The following is a 15,048-nucleotide window of genomic DNA, read 5'->3' as shown; positions in this document are numbered from 1 at the left end:
ACATACAATCGCCATATTCAAATGAAAGACAGATAGGAAAAAATAGTGTATCATTTGAGTGAGGGAGCGTTGAAAGATGAGTCAATTTAGCCACTTTAACGAACAGGGAAGAGCAAAGATGGTCGACATTAGTGACAAATCGTCTACAGTGAGAACCGCCGTTGCTGTTTCAAGCGTTCGTATGATAAAAGAAGTGTTTCATAAAATAGAGCAACGTGAAATTGGAAAAGGGGATGTGCTGTCTGTTGCACAGGTTGCTGGCATCATGGCAGCAAAGCAAACATCTACCATCATTCCAATGTGTCATCCGCTTGCACTAAAAGGCGTGGATATCTCCTTTGATTGGGAGGAAGACGGAAATGCGCACATCCTGAACATTCAAGTACAGGTAAAAACAAAAGGAAGTACGGGTGTGGAGATGGAAGCGCTCACTTCTGCTTCAGTATGTGCACTGACCGTTTACGACATGTGCAAAGCGATTGATAAAGGCATGATCATCGGTCCTACCTATCTAATTGAAAAGACAGGCGGGAAAAACGGTGATTTTCACAGAGCATCTGATATTTAAGTTGGAGGACCTTATATGAATATAGATCAGTCAAAAATTCCACAAGCGACAGCCAAACGTTTGCCGCTATATTACCGTTTTTTAAAAAATCTGCATGCATCAGGAAAACAAAGGGTGTCATCAGCAGAGCTTAGTGATGCAGTCAAAGTGGATTCTGCTACCATTCGCCGAGATTTTTCGTACTTTGGTGCACTTGGGAAGAAAGGGTATGGCTATAATGTCGATTATCTCTTGACCTTCTTCAGAAAGACCCTTGACCAAGATGAAATGACCAATGTCATGCTCATCGGTGTCGGGAATCTAGGGACTGCCTTTTTACACTATAATTTCATCAAAAATAATAATACAAAAATTTCAATGGCTTTTGACGTCAATGAGAGTAAAATAGGAAGTGAGATAGGCGGCGTGCCTGTCTATGATTTGGATAAGCTTGAAGAGCATGTTCAAGAGGTAGGAGATATCCCTGTTGCGATTTTGACAGTACCTGCCGTAGCAGCTCAGCCCATTACAGATCGATTGATTGCCCTTGGCATTAAAGGGATCCTTAATTTTACGCCGGCCCGATTGAATGTGCCGGAACACATTCGAATTCATCATATAGATTTGGCGGTTGAACTTCAGTCTCTTGTGTATTTCTTAAAGCATTACTCTGTTACACAGGAGGACTGACGAAAAGGGGTAAAGGGGGTGGAGCAAATGGGTCCGATTGGTCCTGGAAGTTTGGTTTTGATTGCGATTGTTGCGCTCATTATTTTTGGGCCGAAAAAGCTTCCTCAACTAGGAAGAGCAGCAGGAGATACATTACGTGAATTCAAAAATGCCACAAAAGGTTTAGCTGATGATCAGGAAGAAAATAAGAAAAAAGAAGATCAGTAGAATAGGATGAGCTTCATGAATGTCAAAGATATGCCGCTTATGGAGCATATTGTGGAACTGCGAAAACGTTTAGTGATCATTGCGATGTTTTTTGTCGCCTTTATGGTGGCTGGTTTTTTTCTCGCTAAGCCGGTCATTGTGTATTTACAAAATACCGATGAAGCGGCAACACTCACGCTGAACGCATTTAAGCTTACAGATCCACTGTACGTGTTTATGCAGTTCGCATTTGTCATTGCTTTGGTTTTGACGTGTCCCGTTATTTTATATCAGCTGTGGGCGTTTGTGAGTCCAGGCTTATATGAGAAAGAAAGAAAGGTGACACTTGCTTACATTCCGATTGCACTGCTTTTATTTTTGAGCGGTGTGGCTTTCTCTTATTTTATTTTGTTTCCGTTTGTCGTCGACTTTATGATGCGAATGTCGAATGATTTAAATGTAGAGCAAGTCATTGGGATTCATGAGTATTTTACATTTCTGATGCAGTTAACACTTCCATTTGGCTTTTTGTTTCAGATGCCCGTCGTGTTGATGTTTCTCACAAGACTTGGCATCATCACACCGATGTTTTTATCAAAAATACGGAAGTATGCCTATTTTGTCCTTCTTGTCATTGCCGCACTCATTACACCGCCAGAGCTTGTTTCTCACCTCATGGTCACCTTGCCAATGCTCGTTTTATACGAAGTGAGCATTATCATTTCAAGAGTGACCTACCGCAAAATGCAGCAAACAGAGGAGAAAGAAAGTCATTATGTCTCATAAAAAAGCATCATGATCCAATGAGGATCACGATGCTTTTTCTATTGCGTAAGAAATTGATTGATCGCATGAAAGAGGTGCTCATAATAGGCGTGCTCATGCTGGACAAAATCATGAACACCCACTTCGATGCTTTCCTCACGTCGATCTTCGTTTGCATCAACTTGAAAGCCCTCGATTCGAATTCTTTCACATGTTCCTGTCAAGAGCTGCTGTGCATCAAGCAGCTTGGCCCTGTACAGACCAGCGACTTCTTCTTTCTGTAGATAAACTTCCATGTGCTCTTCTTGATTCATATAAAGGTACAGATGGCAGAACTCACGGTCGATGAACGAAGGCATATGGATTTCATCCTGTATGACACCTGCAAAGGTGAGGTTCTCAAAAGGGATAGAAAGACCAAGCTCTTCCTCTACCTCTCTCAAGCCATCAGAAGGCTGTTCATCTGCGAGAAGATGGCCCGCTGCGGTGATATCAAACAGAGAAGGAAAATCCTTTTTTGCGGGACTTCTTAGCTGAAAATAGAGATACACGGTGCTATGCTCTTTTTTAAGAAGCCAGAAATGAAATGTTTCATGCCAAAGACCTTGGGCGTGGACATCTGAACGAGCGGCAGCTCCAATCGTTTCATGCTGATCATTGAAGATGCGAAGTTTTTCATGTTCCATGAAGACACGTCCTCCATAAAAAAACCATTTTCCAACCGCGGAAAATGGTTTTTGATTTATTTTTGCTGCTGTTTTTTGAGTTTGACAGAGAAGGCAAACATTTTAAGCGCGATATTGATATTATAGGCCGCAAACACCATCAGCAAAATGCTGTAAAATGACCACATGTCACCTGGGTTTTGAATGGCCATATAGGTGAAAGCGACACCTACGGCAAAATAAATGATGCCCCATACGACTGGGTTTCTCATGAGAAAAAGCCTCCAATAATCATTTGCATGGTTTGAGATTGTTCTTCAATCATTTTTTTCACTGGCTCAATCTGCACAAGAACAACAAGTGAATTCATCAGCATATGAGCGCCGATTGGAACAATGATTCGTTTTGTTTTCGCATATAAAAAGGCAAAGGTAAAGCCCATTGCGGTATAGAGCAAGATATGGGGAAAATCATAGTGTACAGCAGCGAAAACCACTGAACTGGCAAGTGCTCCAATGAAGAAATTCGTTTTTTCATAAATGACTCCAAAAATGATTTTACGGAAAATGATTTCCTCTAAGATTGGACCAATCAGGGCGATGACGATCACAAGCCAAGGAACGGCATCCATAATGGATAAAATGGTTTGCGTATTTTCTGACTCACGTCCAATGCCGAATGCATATTGTTCAATCGCCCCCGCAATCGATTGTGCAAAGAGAGAAAGAAAGAAACCGCCAATGATCCATGCGATAGCAGAACCGATTGAAACTGGCGCTTCATTTCGCAGTGAAGCTTTTGGGACGGTTCGAAGGATGAGCAGAATAATGATCAATCCGATACAAAAACTGATGATTGTCCACGTTCCTGATAATTTTGAAAGCTCTGTTTGAGTCATCGGTGATTGAATGTAGCCTAACCACTTCATAATGAGCACATAAGGAAACGCAGAAACCTGCACCAATATATACGTTAAGATGATGTACCAATATTGTTTTTTCAAGTAACGAAAACCCCTTTACTAAAAGAACTAGATTTATTGTAACACAAGTCTCCTTTTTCGATGAAAAGGAAAGAATCTGAGACCAAAAAAGATCGTGAAAGCGTAAAAATTTTTAAAGGTTTTCACTTGAAATTGCAGAAGACATTCTTTATTATAATAAATGTGTTAGCACTCGCTGGTGATGAGTGCTAAAAAAGACTACATATAAAAATTGAGGAGGTTGTTTCTTATGTTAAAGCCATTAGGCGATCGCGTAATCATTGAACTCGTTGAATCTGAGGAAAAAACCGCTAGCGGTATTGTTTTACCGGATTCTGCAAAAGAAAAACCGCAAGAAGGTAAAATTGTTGCAGCAGGTTCAGGGCGTGTACTTGAAAGTGGTGAGCGCGTTGCGTTAGAAGTAAGCACAGGCGACCGCATTATCTTCTCAAAATATGCAGGCACTGAAGTGAAATATGAAGGAAAAGAATATTTAATCCTTCGTGAGAGCGACATTTTAGCTGTTATTGGTTAATCACATAAAAACATTGAGATAAATTTTTAAAAAGACTGAGGAGGTTTCGTTATTATGGCAAAAGATATTAAGTTCAGTGAAGAAGCACGTCGCGCAATGTTACGTGGTGTAGATGCACTTGCAGATGCTGTAAAAGTAACTTTAGGACCTAAAGGACGTAACGTGGTTCTTGAGAAAAAATTCGGTTCTCCACTTATCACAAATGATGGTGTAACGATCGCAAAAGAAATCGAATTAGAAGATGCATTTGAAAACATGGGTGCAAAACTTGTGGCTGAAGTTGCAAGCAAAACAAACGACGTAGCTGGTGACGGTACTACGACTGCAACAGTTCTAGCTCAAGCGATGATTCGTGAAGGTCTGAAAAACGTAACAGCTGGTGCAAACCCTGTTGGCGTTCGTAAAGGGATCGAAGAAGCAGTGAAAGTAGCACTTGAAGGCTTGCACGAGATTTCTAAACCAATCGAAGGCAAAGAATCAATTGCTCAAGTTGCGGCTATTTCTGCAGCAGACGAAGAAGTCGGCAGCCTAATCGCAGAAGCAATGGAACGCGTAGGTAACGACGGAGTTATCACAATTGAAGAATCTAAAGGATTCACAACTGAGCTAGAAGTGGTTGAAGGTATGCAATTTGACCGCGGATATGCTTCACCATACATGGTGACCGATTCTGATAAGATGGAAGCGGTTCTTGAAAATCCTTACATCTTAATCACTGATAAAAAGATCACAAACATTCAAGAAATCCTTCCTGTACTTGAGCAAGTTGTACAACAAGGAAAACCATTATTGCTTATTGCTGAAGATGTAGAAGGCGAAGCACTTGCAACTCTTGTTGTGAACAAACTTCGTGGTACATTCAACGCAGTAGCAGTAAAAGCTCCTGGATTCGGTGATCGTCGTAAAGCAATGCTTGAAGACATCTCTGTTCTAACTGGCGGAGAATTGATCACAGAAGACCTAGGACTTGACCTGAAATCAACTGAAATCGGTCAGCTTGGCCGTGCGTCTAAAGTCGTTGTGACAAAAGAAAACACAACAATCGTAGAGGGCTCAGGAGATTCTGCTCAAATCGCAGCACGTGTGAACCAAATCCGTGCTCAAGTAGAAGAAACAACTTCTGAATTCGATAAAGAAAAATTACAAGAACGTCTTGCAAAACTAGCTGGCGGCGTCGCTGTCATCAAAGTTGGTGCTGCAACTGAAACAGAACTAAAAGAGCGTAAACTACGCATCGAGGATGCACTGAACTCAACTCGTGCAGCAGTTGAAGAAGGTATCGTATCCGGTGGTGGTACAGCACTTGTGAATGTATACAACAAAGTCGCTTCAATCGAAGCAGATGGTGACGTTCAAACAGGTGTAAACATCGTTCTACGTTCTCTTGAAGAGCCAATTCGTCAAATCGCTCACAACGCTGGTCTTGAAGGATCCGTTATCGTTGAGCGCTTGAAAAACGAAGAAATTGGCGTAGGCTTCAACGCAGCAACAAACGAATGGGTAAACATGATCGAAAAAGGAATCGTTGACCCAACAAAAGTAACTCGCTCTGCACTTCAAAACGCAGCTTCTGTAGCAGCAATGCTTCTAACAACTGAAGCAGTCGTTGCTGACAAACCAGAAGAAGGCGGCTCAGGCGGCGGAATGCCAGATATGGGCGGCATGGGTGGAATGGGCGGCATGATGTAAAAACGGATTTAAACCCTTGATTAATAAGGGTTTATCCGTAAGTCACACTCATTTTGGTGCCATTTTGATGCCACATAGATAAATTAGAGGCTTTTCATTAGTTCTCCGAACTTTTGAGAAGCTTCTTTTTTTCGGGCTTTTGTTATGTGAAGGTATATTTTAGTTGTTGTTTGATCTTCTGTATGTCCAAGTCTATCCATTATCCTTTGAAGATCCACACCAGCCTCAGCAAGAAGTGAAGTATGGGATTGTGATGGTGTTAGAAAAGTAGAATTCGAAGATATGGAGTTAAAAAGGGTAAGGAGAGGATTTATATGGATATAACTGTAATGATAAGTTAAAATGAATATAAAAAACCATATTCTGGACTTTTAATTAAGAGTAGAGAAAGAGGAGGCAATATGAACATTCACTTAGAAGATCTAAAAAAAGATTACCATGATGGAATACTAGTACCCTTTATTGGTGCTGGACTATCTTTACCTTTTAAAGTGCCAACTTGGGGGGGGCTAATTAGAGATTTAACTGAAAAATATGCTGTAGAGCAATTAGCTTTTATAAAACAAGCAGTTGAAATAGACTTGAAAAAACATGACTATTGGGGGGCTATCGATGAAATAAAGAAATATGCTCCTATAGAAGAGGAAGATATTCAAGAAAGAATAGTAGAATTAATTTTAGAAAAACAAAAAAAATTAGATGACAATTCCGAGCATAACTATTATGACCTTAGTAAAATGAATTTCTCTTTATACTTGACTACTAATTATGAAAACCTCTTACAAGAATACTTGAAATTTGATTTACAACCCATCCTTCTTAAGGATATAAATTTTAGTACTCAAAAATTATTTAGTCAAAAAAGGGTTTGTCACCTACACGGAACCATTTCTAACTCTGGACACATTGTAATTAGTCGACAAAGTTATCAAGAATTATATAATGATAAAAATACGACAATTTATTGAAAGCTGTAACTGCGAATAAAAGCTTTTGTTTATGGGGTTTTCCTTTGACGATCAATTTATTAAGACTTTAATTAAAGAACATAAAGAATATTTTAAAAGTACCCACTACATTTTATTAAGTAATCCAACTGAAGATAAGATTAGAGAATTAAGAAAAAACTACGGATTAATTACCATTCCTTATGATGCAGAAAACTCAACTCATCCAGCTGAAATAAGAAAAATCCTTCATGAAATTTCTAAACCTGCAAAAAAAAAAGAGCCTTGAATCTAATAATGAAGGTAAACAAAATAATTCCGTAGTTGTAGCAGGTGCTGGATTAAAATCTTTTAAGAAAAACTTAGAAGGCAACTTATTTTATAAAAAGTTAAAATTAGAAAAAATAAATCCTGCTTTAATAGAATTAAGTTCTGTTTTTATGTTACGGCAGATGAATATATTAGAGCTTTGAATAAACTAGGAATGTCTATCGATGTCATAGATTTGATACTAGGACAAGTATTTGTTGAATATATGGATCGATATGTTGATTCATATTCAGAACATGGTGACAGTGAAGAATTTTTAAAAGAAGTTCATAAAAGTCTAGAGGAAATTGATTTTGGAAGATACAATGAATTTTTAAAAGTTAATAAATCGAATAAATCTGAAAATAGAGGTTTTGTTCATATTCTAGCAGATAATGAAAAAGAAGAGATATGGTGGGGGAGGGAACGTTTCGATGGAGCTAGAAACTAAATATAAATCTTCGGTACCTATCTCAATACAACTTTTATTCAATAATCAAAAATTAGACATTATGAAGGTATTATGTTTAATGAATGCGCTTTCTATTCAAAATAAAAAACAAAAAGAAAAGTAGAAGAAATTTTATTTTATTATAGTTTAGTAAATTTTGATTTGGCTAAGATCTTTCATGATGATATAGACAATATTGATAAATTTACTCTTTCTCCTAATCAATATTTTCGTTTTCAAACAAAAATAAATGAAATACTGTTAATCATGTCACATTTACAATTTATTGAGGTAAAAGGAAGATGTATAATAAAAATAGGTGAATTAAAAGTGAAATTAATATCTTCTGGAGAAAAATTTTATCATGATAATAAATCGGAATATTTAAATTCACTTTTTAATAAATATGTTGAAATGTATACAAAAATAAGCTATTCAGCAGAAAATGCTAAGAGAATTAAGGAGGGAAGGTATTGAGTCGTATAATTCTACATAAATTAATAGTTCAGGGTATCTCTTATAGAAGGGTAATACACTTTAATAAGGATTTAACCATTATAAGTGGTGAAAAAACATCTGGGAAATCTCTTATACTTAGTTTGATTGATTATTGTTTTGGAAAATCTGAAAAAAATTGATTTAAATGTTCAGCTTGAATTAGATGCCAAGTGTGATCAAGTTTTTTAGAGTTAAGCATTGATAAAGAGATTTTAACTTTAAACAGAATGTTAAAAAAAAGAAACAAACTAAAATTAGCATTTATTTTTGTCCCTATGAAAATTTAGATGAATATACACCTAAGACCCTCGATATTCAAGATGCGATGAAGATTTTAATGAACAAATTAAATATAAATGAATATAAATTAATACGTCATCAAAAACATAGTAATCAAAAAGAAATAGAAACTGTATCTTTTAGAGATATTTTTAGGTATGTATATATTCATCAGCATGAACTTGGAACAGGTGATTTTTAGAGAAAAAGAGCACCTTCAAAGCAAATAAAAATCCTCATGCTTTTAAAATGATGTTTAACTTAGTAGATGTTGATAAGGATACATTAAATGAACAATTGGTTAAAGTACAAAAATGAAATTGATGAAACAAGAAGAGAATTGTATGGATTAAATTCATATTTGAAAGATTTAGATGCACTAGACAGATTTAGCCTTCAATTAAAATCTGATAAACTTCATTTAGAGATTGAGGAACAAAAAGAAATTAAAGTCAGTGTATTGGAAAAAGCGTTACTAAAAGTAATAACAATGACGAGAATAAAATGTATGTCAAATTGAAAAATGATTTTAACGAAACTTCCAACGAGATTTTTGAGTATCAACGTAATAAAGGCATTGTCAACTTTCAGTAAATTCTAAGAAACTGTTGATTAAAGAATATGAAGTTGAACTAAAGGAAGTTCAAGAAACTCTGGAACTTAATTATAATCTGACAATTCCTGACCAAAGTGTAGAATGTCCTCTTTGTAGTTCAAAAAGTTTTGGGATACTTACATAATAGAGTACACCAAAGTGAAAATGCTGAGAAGACTCTTCAAAAGATAAAGAAACAAATTGTAAATAAAATAAGTTTAGTTCAGGGGCTAATTGAAAAGGAAAGTAAACAAATTGAAGATTATAACAAAGAAATTTCATTACTTTCGGAAAAACAATCAATTTATAATGAAGCGTTAGGAGAGTACTCAAAAAAAACTGAGGTACCATATCTTTCTCATATTGATAGTATTAACGCAGTTATTAATAAGTTGACTAAGAAACAAGAAAGTTTAAAAGAAGCGCTGAGAATACATCATAAAATTGATGAAAAAGAGAAGCTAATTGAAGATTTGAAGGCCCAAGAATCTCGACTAATTAAAGACATTGAAGCTTTACATGTTAGTAGTGCAGAGAAAGAAGAGATTTTTAAATTTCTAGATAAGAAGTATAAGAGTTTTATGAAAAGGTTAAAATATGATACTACAAATGAAACAAATATTCATCAAGAGCAAATGATACCGTATTACAATGGAGCAAGTGTATATGCACATGAAAGCGGTGGACTATTAGAATGTATGCAGCTCTCTTTTTTGGGAGCAATCCTAACAAGTAAAACCAAGGGTTATGCTAAAGGTCATCCTGGAATTCTTTTATTGGACTCAATAAGTAAATATGTGGGAACATTAGAGAAGAAAGAGGAAATTGGTGAAGAGTTTGCTTCTCCAAAAAATAAAATTAATGATCCTGAAGTTTACGATGAGTTTTATAAGATTTTAATAGAACTTAGTGAAAATCATCAAATAATACTTGTAGAGAATACACCACCAGATAAATATGATTCAATTTATACGAAGTATACCTTCTACAAAGGAAAAAGAGGATTTATTGATGAGGAAGAAAATGAAATAAGAGAAGATATCTAAATTATTTAGGAATGAGACTATTATGTGAGTGGAGTAACCCTCATATCAGAGGGCCACATTTTCTGTGAAAGAGGATTTAATCCGCAAGAAGATGAGGTATCAGACGTTTTTGATTCTAAAGGTGAAGGTATATGAAAATCTGAAAATTTGGGCTTTTTCAAACAGGGGGGGCATGCCTTTCACATGGGAGACGAAGAGCAAAAGGAATTAACCACAATGCTGGAGACATACGAAGGTCACAGAGGACAGCCAGCGGGATAGGTTGTCTGAGGAACTGTTAGAGAAGCAAATGAAAGGCATTGTAGGATTTAAGATCACATCATTGATGAAGTTCAGGCTGCTTTTAAATTAAGCCAAAATCGCCATGAAAGGGATTATGCCTGTATCATTGAACAGCTCGAAGCAGAGGGGGAAGTGGAAATGGCTGAGGCGATGAAAGAAAGATTTGCGGCAGAATGAAAAAGCGCTCTTAAGATTTAGAGTGCTTTTTTTGTTTTGAGACACCATAGATCATAATGTCACATTTTCTTTAAAATTACATAAAAAAATCCACTATTTCCATAAAAGATCAGATCAATTCCTTATAATAAAGGTATCTGAGAATGGGGAGTGAGTCGAGATGGACCAAAACTTGCTGCAAATGAATCAAGTAAGATCAGAGGACGAATTAACGGTTGTGAATATTTCTTCTACAGAGATTGGTGCGCTATCAAAAGAAACAGCGGAGCGGATTTTACAAGCGAAGGATACGGATTATATTCATCAGCTGATGTATGTTCCGATTGAAAAGAAAGAAGATTTGAATTGGTTGATTCAAAGTGTTGGTGAGGCGTTAGACGATGAGGATGAAGATGACGCTGCACTTGAATTCACTGATTTGCTCTATTTCTTTGTCATTCCGTTATATGAGGAATATATAATGAGAGATCATCATTTGTATGAGTATTTAGAGGATTTGCTGGTACGATTAGCATCAAGGGCTCACTCAGATATTCACGCACTGGTCAATGTTATGAGAGATGATTTAACCGACATGAACATTAAAAAAAGCTTGTAGAGTGAGTCTCTACAAGCTTTTTATTTATAAGAAAATCCATCAAGCAGTTATTGGGCTCTTTCCCAAGTAATTTTTGTTTCATTTGTTGTTTTCTTTCCTTTTGCCAGTACCTTACCGTTTTCTTGTTTCACGGTGATGTTTAGGTCATAAAAGGAATAGAGGGCACCGAGGCTGTCATTTTCCGGTTTATGCAGATTGTTTTCTTTTTCAGTTGATGCTCCAATGGCCAGCGTTTTTGCAAAGTTTAAACCGATGACTTCAGCGTAATCACTATTGGTATCAGAGGAAGCCGTTACGTTTAAAGAAATGATTTTTTTCTTTTGATCAACGGTGATGTCAGTGTCTTTGATGAGTTTAGACTGCTCCATCACTTCTTTCGTTTCCTTTTGAATGCGTTCATTAATCGTTGGAAGTGCCTTAGATTCTGGTTTTTGTTCTTTTGTCGTATTTGAGCAAGCTGCTAGAATGGAGAGACTTGCAACTAGACTCATGAAAACAAGTAGACTTTTTTTCACGTTCGTTCTCCTTTTTTCGTCGAATGTTGTATGTTTATGTTACCACGAATCTTTGTTTTGATTAAAAGAGAAGTGTTGATAAGCTGTGAACAATAAAAAGCACCCAATGGAGGGTGCTTTTTTCTTATTGTGCTGAAAGGCTTGTACTTAATGGGATAGAAGAAATGACGGTGAATTTAGGAGCTGCGGCACCGGATTCTAAATTTTTACGTAAAAGTGACGATTTGATTGACCCGTCCCAATTTTTATAGACACTTCCTGATGTATTTGCACGAAGCTGTACATTCGAAAAGCTTGCTTGTGAATAGCTGTTTGTTCCATTATCCTGTACGCCATGTACCATTTTGACAACATCAAGGTTTTTCAGACGGCTAGGGTTGTAAACAGGCTGCTTATAGCGCAATTTCCCATTGACATATAGTGACACCGTGCCATCACCATTGTTGATGAGCTTTAAGTTGATACGTGCGCCATCTTTAATACTTGTATCGTATTCGCTGTTCCAGTATTTACTGCCGCCTTGTGAGCCGCTGCCCAGAAAAACTTTATAGCCAGAAGACGTTTTTGAAATACCGCTCTCTACAACAGCAGAGCCGAGACCGAGATACCAGTCCGCATAGCCGTTTTTAATGGTGGCTGTTTTCGGCAGGACAATATCAGCAGAGATACCTGACCATTTGGCTTCATCTGTTTGCGTCACAATAGCGCCGTGACGAGGACTAGCCGCTGAGGCAGGAAGACTTGAAAACATCAAAACGAAGGCCAAACTTACAATCAAAACGGTGAAACACTTTTTCATGAAAATTCCCCCTTAAATTTGATTCACTTTTATTATATAAAATGAAAGAGGGGGGCTGCTTACAATGTTCTGACTGTTTATGGTAGTATTTATGAACTTTATCGGTCATAAAGTGGTCAACTTGTATTTGAATTGTAATGTGTCTGTAAAATAACTGGGTTCATCTTCATGTATAATGAGTGCAGAAACCAAAAACGGAGGATTTCTTAATGAATAAAAAGCTTATCACGACAATCGTAACAGTGGCTAGTTTATTTTTAGCATTCAGTTTCTCACATGGAGCAAGTGCAAAAAAAGTAAGCGGCAATATTACTTGGTATAATGGTGTCGGCAAAAAAGGCGCAGATGGAAAAAAACTCGGTCATTGGGATGCAGCAACTAAAATGGGCTTTGACGTACCGAAAAAAGGTACAAAACTAAGAGTGACAACAAAAGCGAAACCACATAAAGTGATTACAGTATATAAATATGATGTAGGCAGAATGCCAAATGCTGTATTAGACGTAAGTCCAAAAGCATTCAAAGCACTTGGGTATAAAACAAGTAAAGGTGTCGTAAAAGGGCATTACACTTATTAATACATAGGCATGCAAAGAAGCGGGAAAAGTTCATTTTCTGGCTTCTTTTCTTGTAGAGAGGGTCTGAAAGGCAATGAAAAAATCAACATGGTGGATCATCACAGTCATTGGCGTCGCAGTGATTGCGGCAGTTATTTTCTTCATGATGAAGCCTGGGCAAGAGGCGAAACATACAGGAAAGGTCAAAACAAATCAAGATGCAAAAGACGAATTGCTCGTTTCATTTACAGATCAAAAGTTAAACAATACTTATTACTTGCATGATCGGGCGCTTCATACGGAGAAACTGACAGCATATCCTTCGATTGCTTATGATTCTACGAAACAGGTTTTATATTACACGTATACGGATGAAGACACGCAAAAGGTGAGTATTCGGGAATTAAATGTGAAATCTGACGAAGAAAAAACACTGTTTACGAGTGATGATTCTATCGACAGTATGAGGCTGTCTGGTGACGGAAAGAAGTTATTTCTAAGGTATAACAAGGATTCTGGAGAGCAATTTTATGTCGCATCTTTTGATTTGAAAACACACAAAATGAAAGAGCTGTATCCGGAAAAAAGCAAGGATGATACGGTGAGTTCTTTTGCATATGATCCGACTTCAAATGATTTGGCAATCCAGCATTATTCTTTAAAAGAAGATTATCAAAAAACCGATGAAGCAAATGAAAAGGGCAGAGATCCTGAACCAACAACCATGAAGATCACCCTTCAAACAGGTGAGAAGGGGAAACGCATTGCACGTATCTCACAAACGATCAATGATATTTCATTTTCTCCAGATCATAAGAAATTGATTTATACAGAAGTAAAGGTTCGTAAAGAAAAAGAAATATCCTCGATTAAGTTGCTTGATGTAGAAACAGGAAAAACGACGACACTCGTTAAAAACAGCCAGGATGTTCATATTTTAAGTGCTGCACAGCCGCAATTTTCTACGGACGGGTCGTCTGTTTATTTCTTAGGTGTTGCAAAAGACGCAGAAGAATTAAAGGATGACACCGGACGAAAGGCGAAAGTAAGAACGATTTTTGAATACAATATGAAGAAGAAAACAGTGGAAGCCGCTTGGGAGAAGGATGGCGGAATCGTTAATAATTTCACTGTCAATCGATAAAGGAAACGTTCAGTTATTTATATAACTGGACGTTTTTTTATTTTGTCACTTGATATGCTGGAGAAATGGTGGATTTATAGAAGGAAAATCAGTTTTTATGCAGGGATACGAGTGCTATTTTCGTATTTTGCTTATGTGACAGAGGAAAAGAAAAAGAGTAATATGAGTGAACATAAAAAAACGAGAGGACTGATGACATCTCGTTTTCTCTGTTTTATTTGTTTTCATCTAATAAGTTTTGAAAGATAAACAGGGCATTAATGGAGTGAGGGAAGCCAGCAACCTTTGTACAGTGTTTAATAATCTCCATAATCTCTATAACAGAAAGTCCGATATGTAATGCTTGTTCAAAATGAGTCTTTAAGTCTTCATCACAATTGCCTTTTGTGATGAGGGAAGATAATGTGCTGATGGCCTTTTGTTTTTCATCTAATATGAAGTGATTGAATTCTTTTTGTTCACTGAGTTCAATGGTTAGTTGTTCAATGTTTGACCGAATGCTCTCGTTTTCATAAATTGAAAGCTTCTCTCTGTTACCTGCCGCTGTTTCTTGTTCCTGGCAAGTCTCTTTTTCTTCATTCAAATTGAACTCCTCCGTTTTTTATCGCAATTTTCCATTTGTTCGTTCATTATGGCTTATGTGCCTTTTGATAGATGTAATGGGTATATAGTAGTATTATCGGTTGCTGCGTCAACTTTTTAAGTATGGAACGCTCTTCAAAGGAATGATTCATGCGATTTATTTTTCCATGTTGAAATGGATCATAAAAGGGCTAATGACTGGATGTCCGT

At 36.9% G+C, this 15,048-nt stretch carries 22 protein-coding genes and 1 pseudogene; 16 read left to right on the top strand and 7 right to left on the bottom strand.

What is annotated here, in order from left to right; all coding sequences use genetic code 11:
• Window positions 1-76: 76 nt before the first annotated feature.
• Genes moaC through tatC form a run of 4 tightly spaced genes read left to right on the top strand, consistent with a single transcriptional unit; the run spans window position 77 to window position 2,209 of the window.
• The gene (moaC, locus tag JJ692_RS18150) at window positions 77-568 is read left to right on the top strand and encodes a cyclic pyranopterin monophosphate synthase MoaC (protein WP_025092758.1); all 492 of its coding nucleotides are present in this window, start codon (window positions 77-79) and stop codon (window positions 566-568) included.
• A 15-nt stretch (window positions 569-583) separates the two neighbouring features.
• Window positions 584-1,237, top strand: a complete 654-nt coding sequence (locus JJ692_RS18145) for a redox-sensing transcriptional repressor Rex (RefSeq protein ID WP_003214118.1) — start codon at window positions 584-586, stop codon at window positions 1,235-1,237.
• A 27-nt stretch (window positions 1,238-1,264) separates the two neighbouring features.
• Entirely contained in the window at window positions 1,265-1,444 is a 180-nt protein-coding gene (locus JJ692_RS18140; RefSeq protein WP_012009077.1) for a twin-arginine translocase TatA/TatE family subunit, read from the top strand.
• A 6-nt stretch (window positions 1,445-1,450) separates the two neighbouring features.
• Complete coding sequence (gene tatC / locus JJ692_RS18135) at window positions 1,451-2,209, top strand: twin-arginine translocase subunit TatC (RefSeq protein WP_073204051.1); 759 nt, start codon at window positions 1,451-1,453, stop codon at window positions 2,207-2,209.
• 38 nt (window positions 2,210-2,247) lie between these two features.
• On the opposite strand, the gene JJ692_RS18130 is transcribed toward tatC, so the two are convergent.
• Genes JJ692_RS18130 through JJ692_RS18120 form a run of 3 tightly spaced genes read right to left on the bottom strand, consistent with a single transcriptional unit; the run spans window position 2,248 to window position 3,856 of the window.
• A complete protein-coding gene (locus JJ692_RS18130; protein ID WP_206534052.1) occupies window positions 2,248-2,874 on the bottom strand; it encodes an NUDIX hydrolase in 627 nt (208 codons plus the stop codon).
• Between the two features lie 56 nt (window positions 2,875-2,930).
• Window positions 2,931-3,125: a YdiK family protein gene (locus tag JJ692_RS18125; protein WP_003213897.1), complete on the bottom strand. Its 195-nt coding sequence runs from the start codon at window positions 3,123-3,125 to the stop codon at window positions 2,931-2,933.
• Window positions 3,122-3,856 (bottom strand): CPBP family intramembrane glutamic endopeptidase, encoded by a 735-nt coding sequence (locus tag JJ692_RS18120; protein WP_206534051.1) that lies wholly within the window; start codon window positions 3,854-3,856, stop codon window positions 3,122-3,124. Before JJ692_RS18120 ends, JJ692_RS18125 begins: the two co-directional genes overlap by 4 nt.
• A 229-nt stretch (window positions 3,857-4,085) precedes the next feature.
• Here JJ692_RS18120 and groES point away from each other — a divergent pair, with 229 nt between their 5' ends.
• Entirely contained in the window at window positions 4,086-4,370 is a 285-nt protein-coding gene (gene groES / locus JJ692_RS18115) for a co-chaperone GroES (protein ID WP_024426730.1), read from the top strand.
• A 54-nt stretch (window positions 4,371-4,424) separates the two neighbouring features.
• Window positions 4,425-6,059 (top strand): chaperonin GroEL, encoded by a 1,635-nt coding sequence (gene groL / locus JJ692_RS18110; RefSeq protein WP_024424467.1) that lies wholly within the window; start codon window positions 4,425-4,427, stop codon window positions 6,057-6,059.
• Window positions 6,060-6,142: 83 nt separating this feature from the next.
• Here the strand turns inward: groL and JJ692_RS19090 are convergent.
• Window positions 6,143-6,322 (bottom strand): annotated as a pseudogene (locus JJ692_RS19090) (site-specific integrase); the annotation flags it as partial.
• A 138-nt stretch (window positions 6,323-6,460) separates the two neighbouring features.
• Between JJ692_RS19090 and JJ692_RS19205 the strand changes: the two are divergent.
• The 8 genes from JJ692_RS19205 (at window position 6,461) to JJ692_RS18090 (ending at window position 11,241) form a co-directional block, all read left to right on the top strand.
• A complete protein-coding gene (locus JJ692_RS19205; RefSeq protein WP_277602651.1) occupies window positions 6,461-7,027 on the top strand; it encodes an SIR2 family protein in 567 nt (188 codons plus the stop codon).
• Between the two features lie 31 nt (window positions 7,028-7,058).
• A complete protein-coding gene (locus tag JJ692_RS19200; protein WP_277602650.1) occupies window positions 7,059-7,295 on the top strand; it encodes an SIR2 family protein in 237 nt (78 codons plus the stop codon).
• Window positions 7,258-7,479: a hypothetical protein gene (locus tag JJ692_RS19080; RefSeq protein ID WP_241257995.1), complete on the top strand. Its 222-nt coding sequence runs from the start codon at window positions 7,258-7,260 to the stop codon at window positions 7,477-7,479. The genes JJ692_RS19200 and JJ692_RS19080 overlap by 38 nt, the downstream gene beginning before the upstream one ends.
• 11 nt (window positions 7,480-7,490) lie before the next feature.
• Window positions 7,491-7,766, top strand: a complete 276-nt coding sequence (locus tag JJ692_RS19075; RefSeq protein WP_241257993.1) for a hypothetical protein — start codon at window positions 7,491-7,493, stop codon at window positions 7,764-7,766.
• Window positions 7,767-7,928: 162 nt separating this feature from the next.
• Complete coding sequence (locus tag JJ692_RS18100; protein ID WP_206534050.1) at window positions 7,929-8,243, top strand: hypothetical protein; 315 nt, start codon at window positions 7,929-7,931, stop codon at window positions 8,241-8,243.
• A 589-nt stretch (window positions 8,244-8,832) separates the two neighbouring features.
• Window positions 8,833-9,063, top strand: coding sequence for a hypothetical protein (locus tag JJ692_RS19070; RefSeq protein ID WP_241257991.1), 231 nt, complete (start codon window positions 8,833-8,835; stop codon window positions 9,061-9,063).
• A gap of 203 nt (window positions 9,064-9,266) precedes the next feature.
• Entirely contained in the window at window positions 9,267-10,184 is a 918-nt protein-coding gene (locus JJ692_RS19065; protein ID WP_241257989.1) for a hypothetical protein, read from the top strand.
• Window positions 10,185-10,803: 619 nt separating this feature from the next.
• Window positions 10,804-11,241 carry a hypothetical protein gene (locus tag JJ692_RS18090; RefSeq protein WP_206534049.1) on the top strand — a complete coding sequence of 146 codons (438 nt, stop codon included), beginning with the start codon at window positions 10,804-10,806 and terminating at the stop codon, window positions 11,239-11,241.
• A gap of 47 nt (window positions 11,242-11,288) precedes the next feature.
• Here JJ692_RS18090 and JJ692_RS18085 read toward each other — a convergent pair whose 3' ends face one another.
• Window positions 11,289-11,756, bottom strand: a complete 468-nt coding sequence (locus tag JJ692_RS18085) for a hypothetical protein (protein ID WP_206534048.1) — start codon at window positions 11,754-11,756, stop codon at window positions 11,289-11,291.
• Window positions 11,757-11,880: 124 nt separating this feature from the next.
• A complete protein-coding gene (locus JJ692_RS18080; RefSeq protein ID WP_103132252.1) occupies window positions 11,881-12,555 on the bottom strand; it encodes a hypothetical protein in 675 nt (224 codons plus the stop codon).
• A gap of 209 nt (window positions 12,556-12,764) precedes the next feature.
• Here JJ692_RS18080 and JJ692_RS18075 point away from each other — a divergent pair, with 209 nt between their 5' ends.
• Together JJ692_RS18075 and JJ692_RS18070 are read left to right on the top strand one after the other, a co-directional pair.
• Entirely contained in the window at window positions 12,765-13,133 is a 369-nt protein-coding gene (locus tag JJ692_RS18075; protein ID WP_024424478.1) for an RlpA-like double-psi beta-barrel domain-containing protein, read from the top strand.
• A gap of 73 nt (window positions 13,134-13,206) precedes the next feature.
• Window positions 13,207-14,256, top strand: a complete 1,050-nt coding sequence (locus JJ692_RS18070; protein WP_122631710.1) for a hypothetical protein — start codon at window positions 13,207-13,209, stop codon at window positions 14,254-14,256.
• Between the two features lie 214 nt (window positions 14,257-14,470).
• Here the strand turns inward: JJ692_RS18070 and JJ692_RS18065 are convergent, their stop codons facing one another.
• Entirely contained in the window at window positions 14,471-14,839 is a 369-nt protein-coding gene (locus JJ692_RS18065; protein ID WP_206534047.1) for a carboxymuconolactone decarboxylase family protein, read from the bottom strand.
• Window positions 14,840-15,048 lie beyond the last annotated feature (209 nt).

This window comes from Bacillus sp. 3a (assembly GCF_017161885.1).
GTDB lineage: Bacteria > Bacillota > Bacilli > Bacillales > Bacillaceae > Bacillus > Bacillus safensis.
This window is presented reverse-complemented; position numbering and strand designations above follow the sequence as displayed.

Excerpts from the sequence above, each read along its gene's own strand:
- groES (WP_024426730.1), top strand. The coding sequence starts at position 4,086 with ATGTTAAAGCCATTAGGCGATCGCGTAATCATTGAACTCGTTGAATCT.
- groL (WP_024424467.1), top strand. The coding sequence starts at position 4,425 with ATGGCAAAAGATATTAAGTTCAGTGAAGAAGCACGTCGCGCAATGTTA.
- JJ692_RS18145 (WP_003214118.1), top strand. The coding sequence starts at position 584 with ATGAATATAGATCAGTCAAAAATTCCACAAGCGACAGCCAAACGTTTG.
- JJ692_RS18125 (WP_003213897.1), bottom strand. The coding sequence starts at position 3,125 with ATGAGAAACCCAGTCGTATGGGGCATCATTTATTTTGCCGTAGGTGTC.
- JJ692_RS18140 (WP_012009077.1), top strand. The coding sequence starts at position 1,265 with ATGGGTCCGATTGGTCCTGGAAGTTTGGTTTTGATTGCGATTGTTGCG.
- JJ692_RS18080 (WP_103132252.1), bottom strand. The coding sequence starts at position 12,555 with ATGAAAAAGTGTTTCACCGTTTTGATTGTAAGTTTGGCCTTCGTTTTG.
- JJ692_RS18075 (WP_024424478.1), top strand. The coding sequence starts at position 12,765 with ATGAATAAAAAGCTTATCACGACAATCGTAACAGTGGCTAGTTTATTT.
- JJ692_RS19075 (WP_241257993.1), top strand. The coding sequence starts at position 7,491 with ATGTCTATCGATGTCATAGATTTGATACTAGGACAAGTATTTGTTGAA.
- JJ692_RS18130 (WP_206534052.1), bottom strand. The coding sequence starts at position 2,874 with ATGGAACATGAAAAACTTCGCATCTTCAATGATCAGCATGAAACGATT.
- JJ692_RS19200 (WP_277602650.1), top strand. The coding sequence starts at position 7,059 with ATGGGGTTTTCCTTTGACGATCAATTTATTAAGACTTTAATTAAAGAA.
- JJ692_RS19080 (WP_241257995.1), top strand. The coding sequence starts at position 7,258 with ATGAAATTTCTAAACCTGCAAAAAAAAAAGAGCCTTGAATCTAATAAT.
- JJ692_RS18070 (WP_122631710.1), top strand. The coding sequence starts at position 13,207 with ATGAAAAAATCAACATGGTGGATCATCACAGTCATTGGCGTCGCAGTG.
- moaC (WP_025092758.1), top strand. The coding sequence starts at position 77 with ATGAGTCAATTTAGCCACTTTAACGAACAGGGAAGAGCAAAGATGGTC.
- tatC (WP_073204051.1), top strand. The coding sequence starts at position 1,451 with ATGAGCTTCATGAATGTCAAAGATATGCCGCTTATGGAGCATATTGTG.
- JJ692_RS19070 (WP_241257991.1), top strand. The coding sequence starts at position 8,833 with ATGAACAATTGGTTAAAGTACAAAAATGAAATTGATGAAACAAGAAGA.
- JJ692_RS18090 (WP_206534049.1), top strand. The coding sequence starts at position 10,804 with ATGGACCAAAACTTGCTGCAAATGAATCAAGTAAGATCAGAGGACGAA.
- JJ692_RS19205 (WP_277602651.1), top strand. The coding sequence starts at position 6,461 with ATGAACATTCACTTAGAAGATCTAAAAAAAGATTACCATGATGGAATA.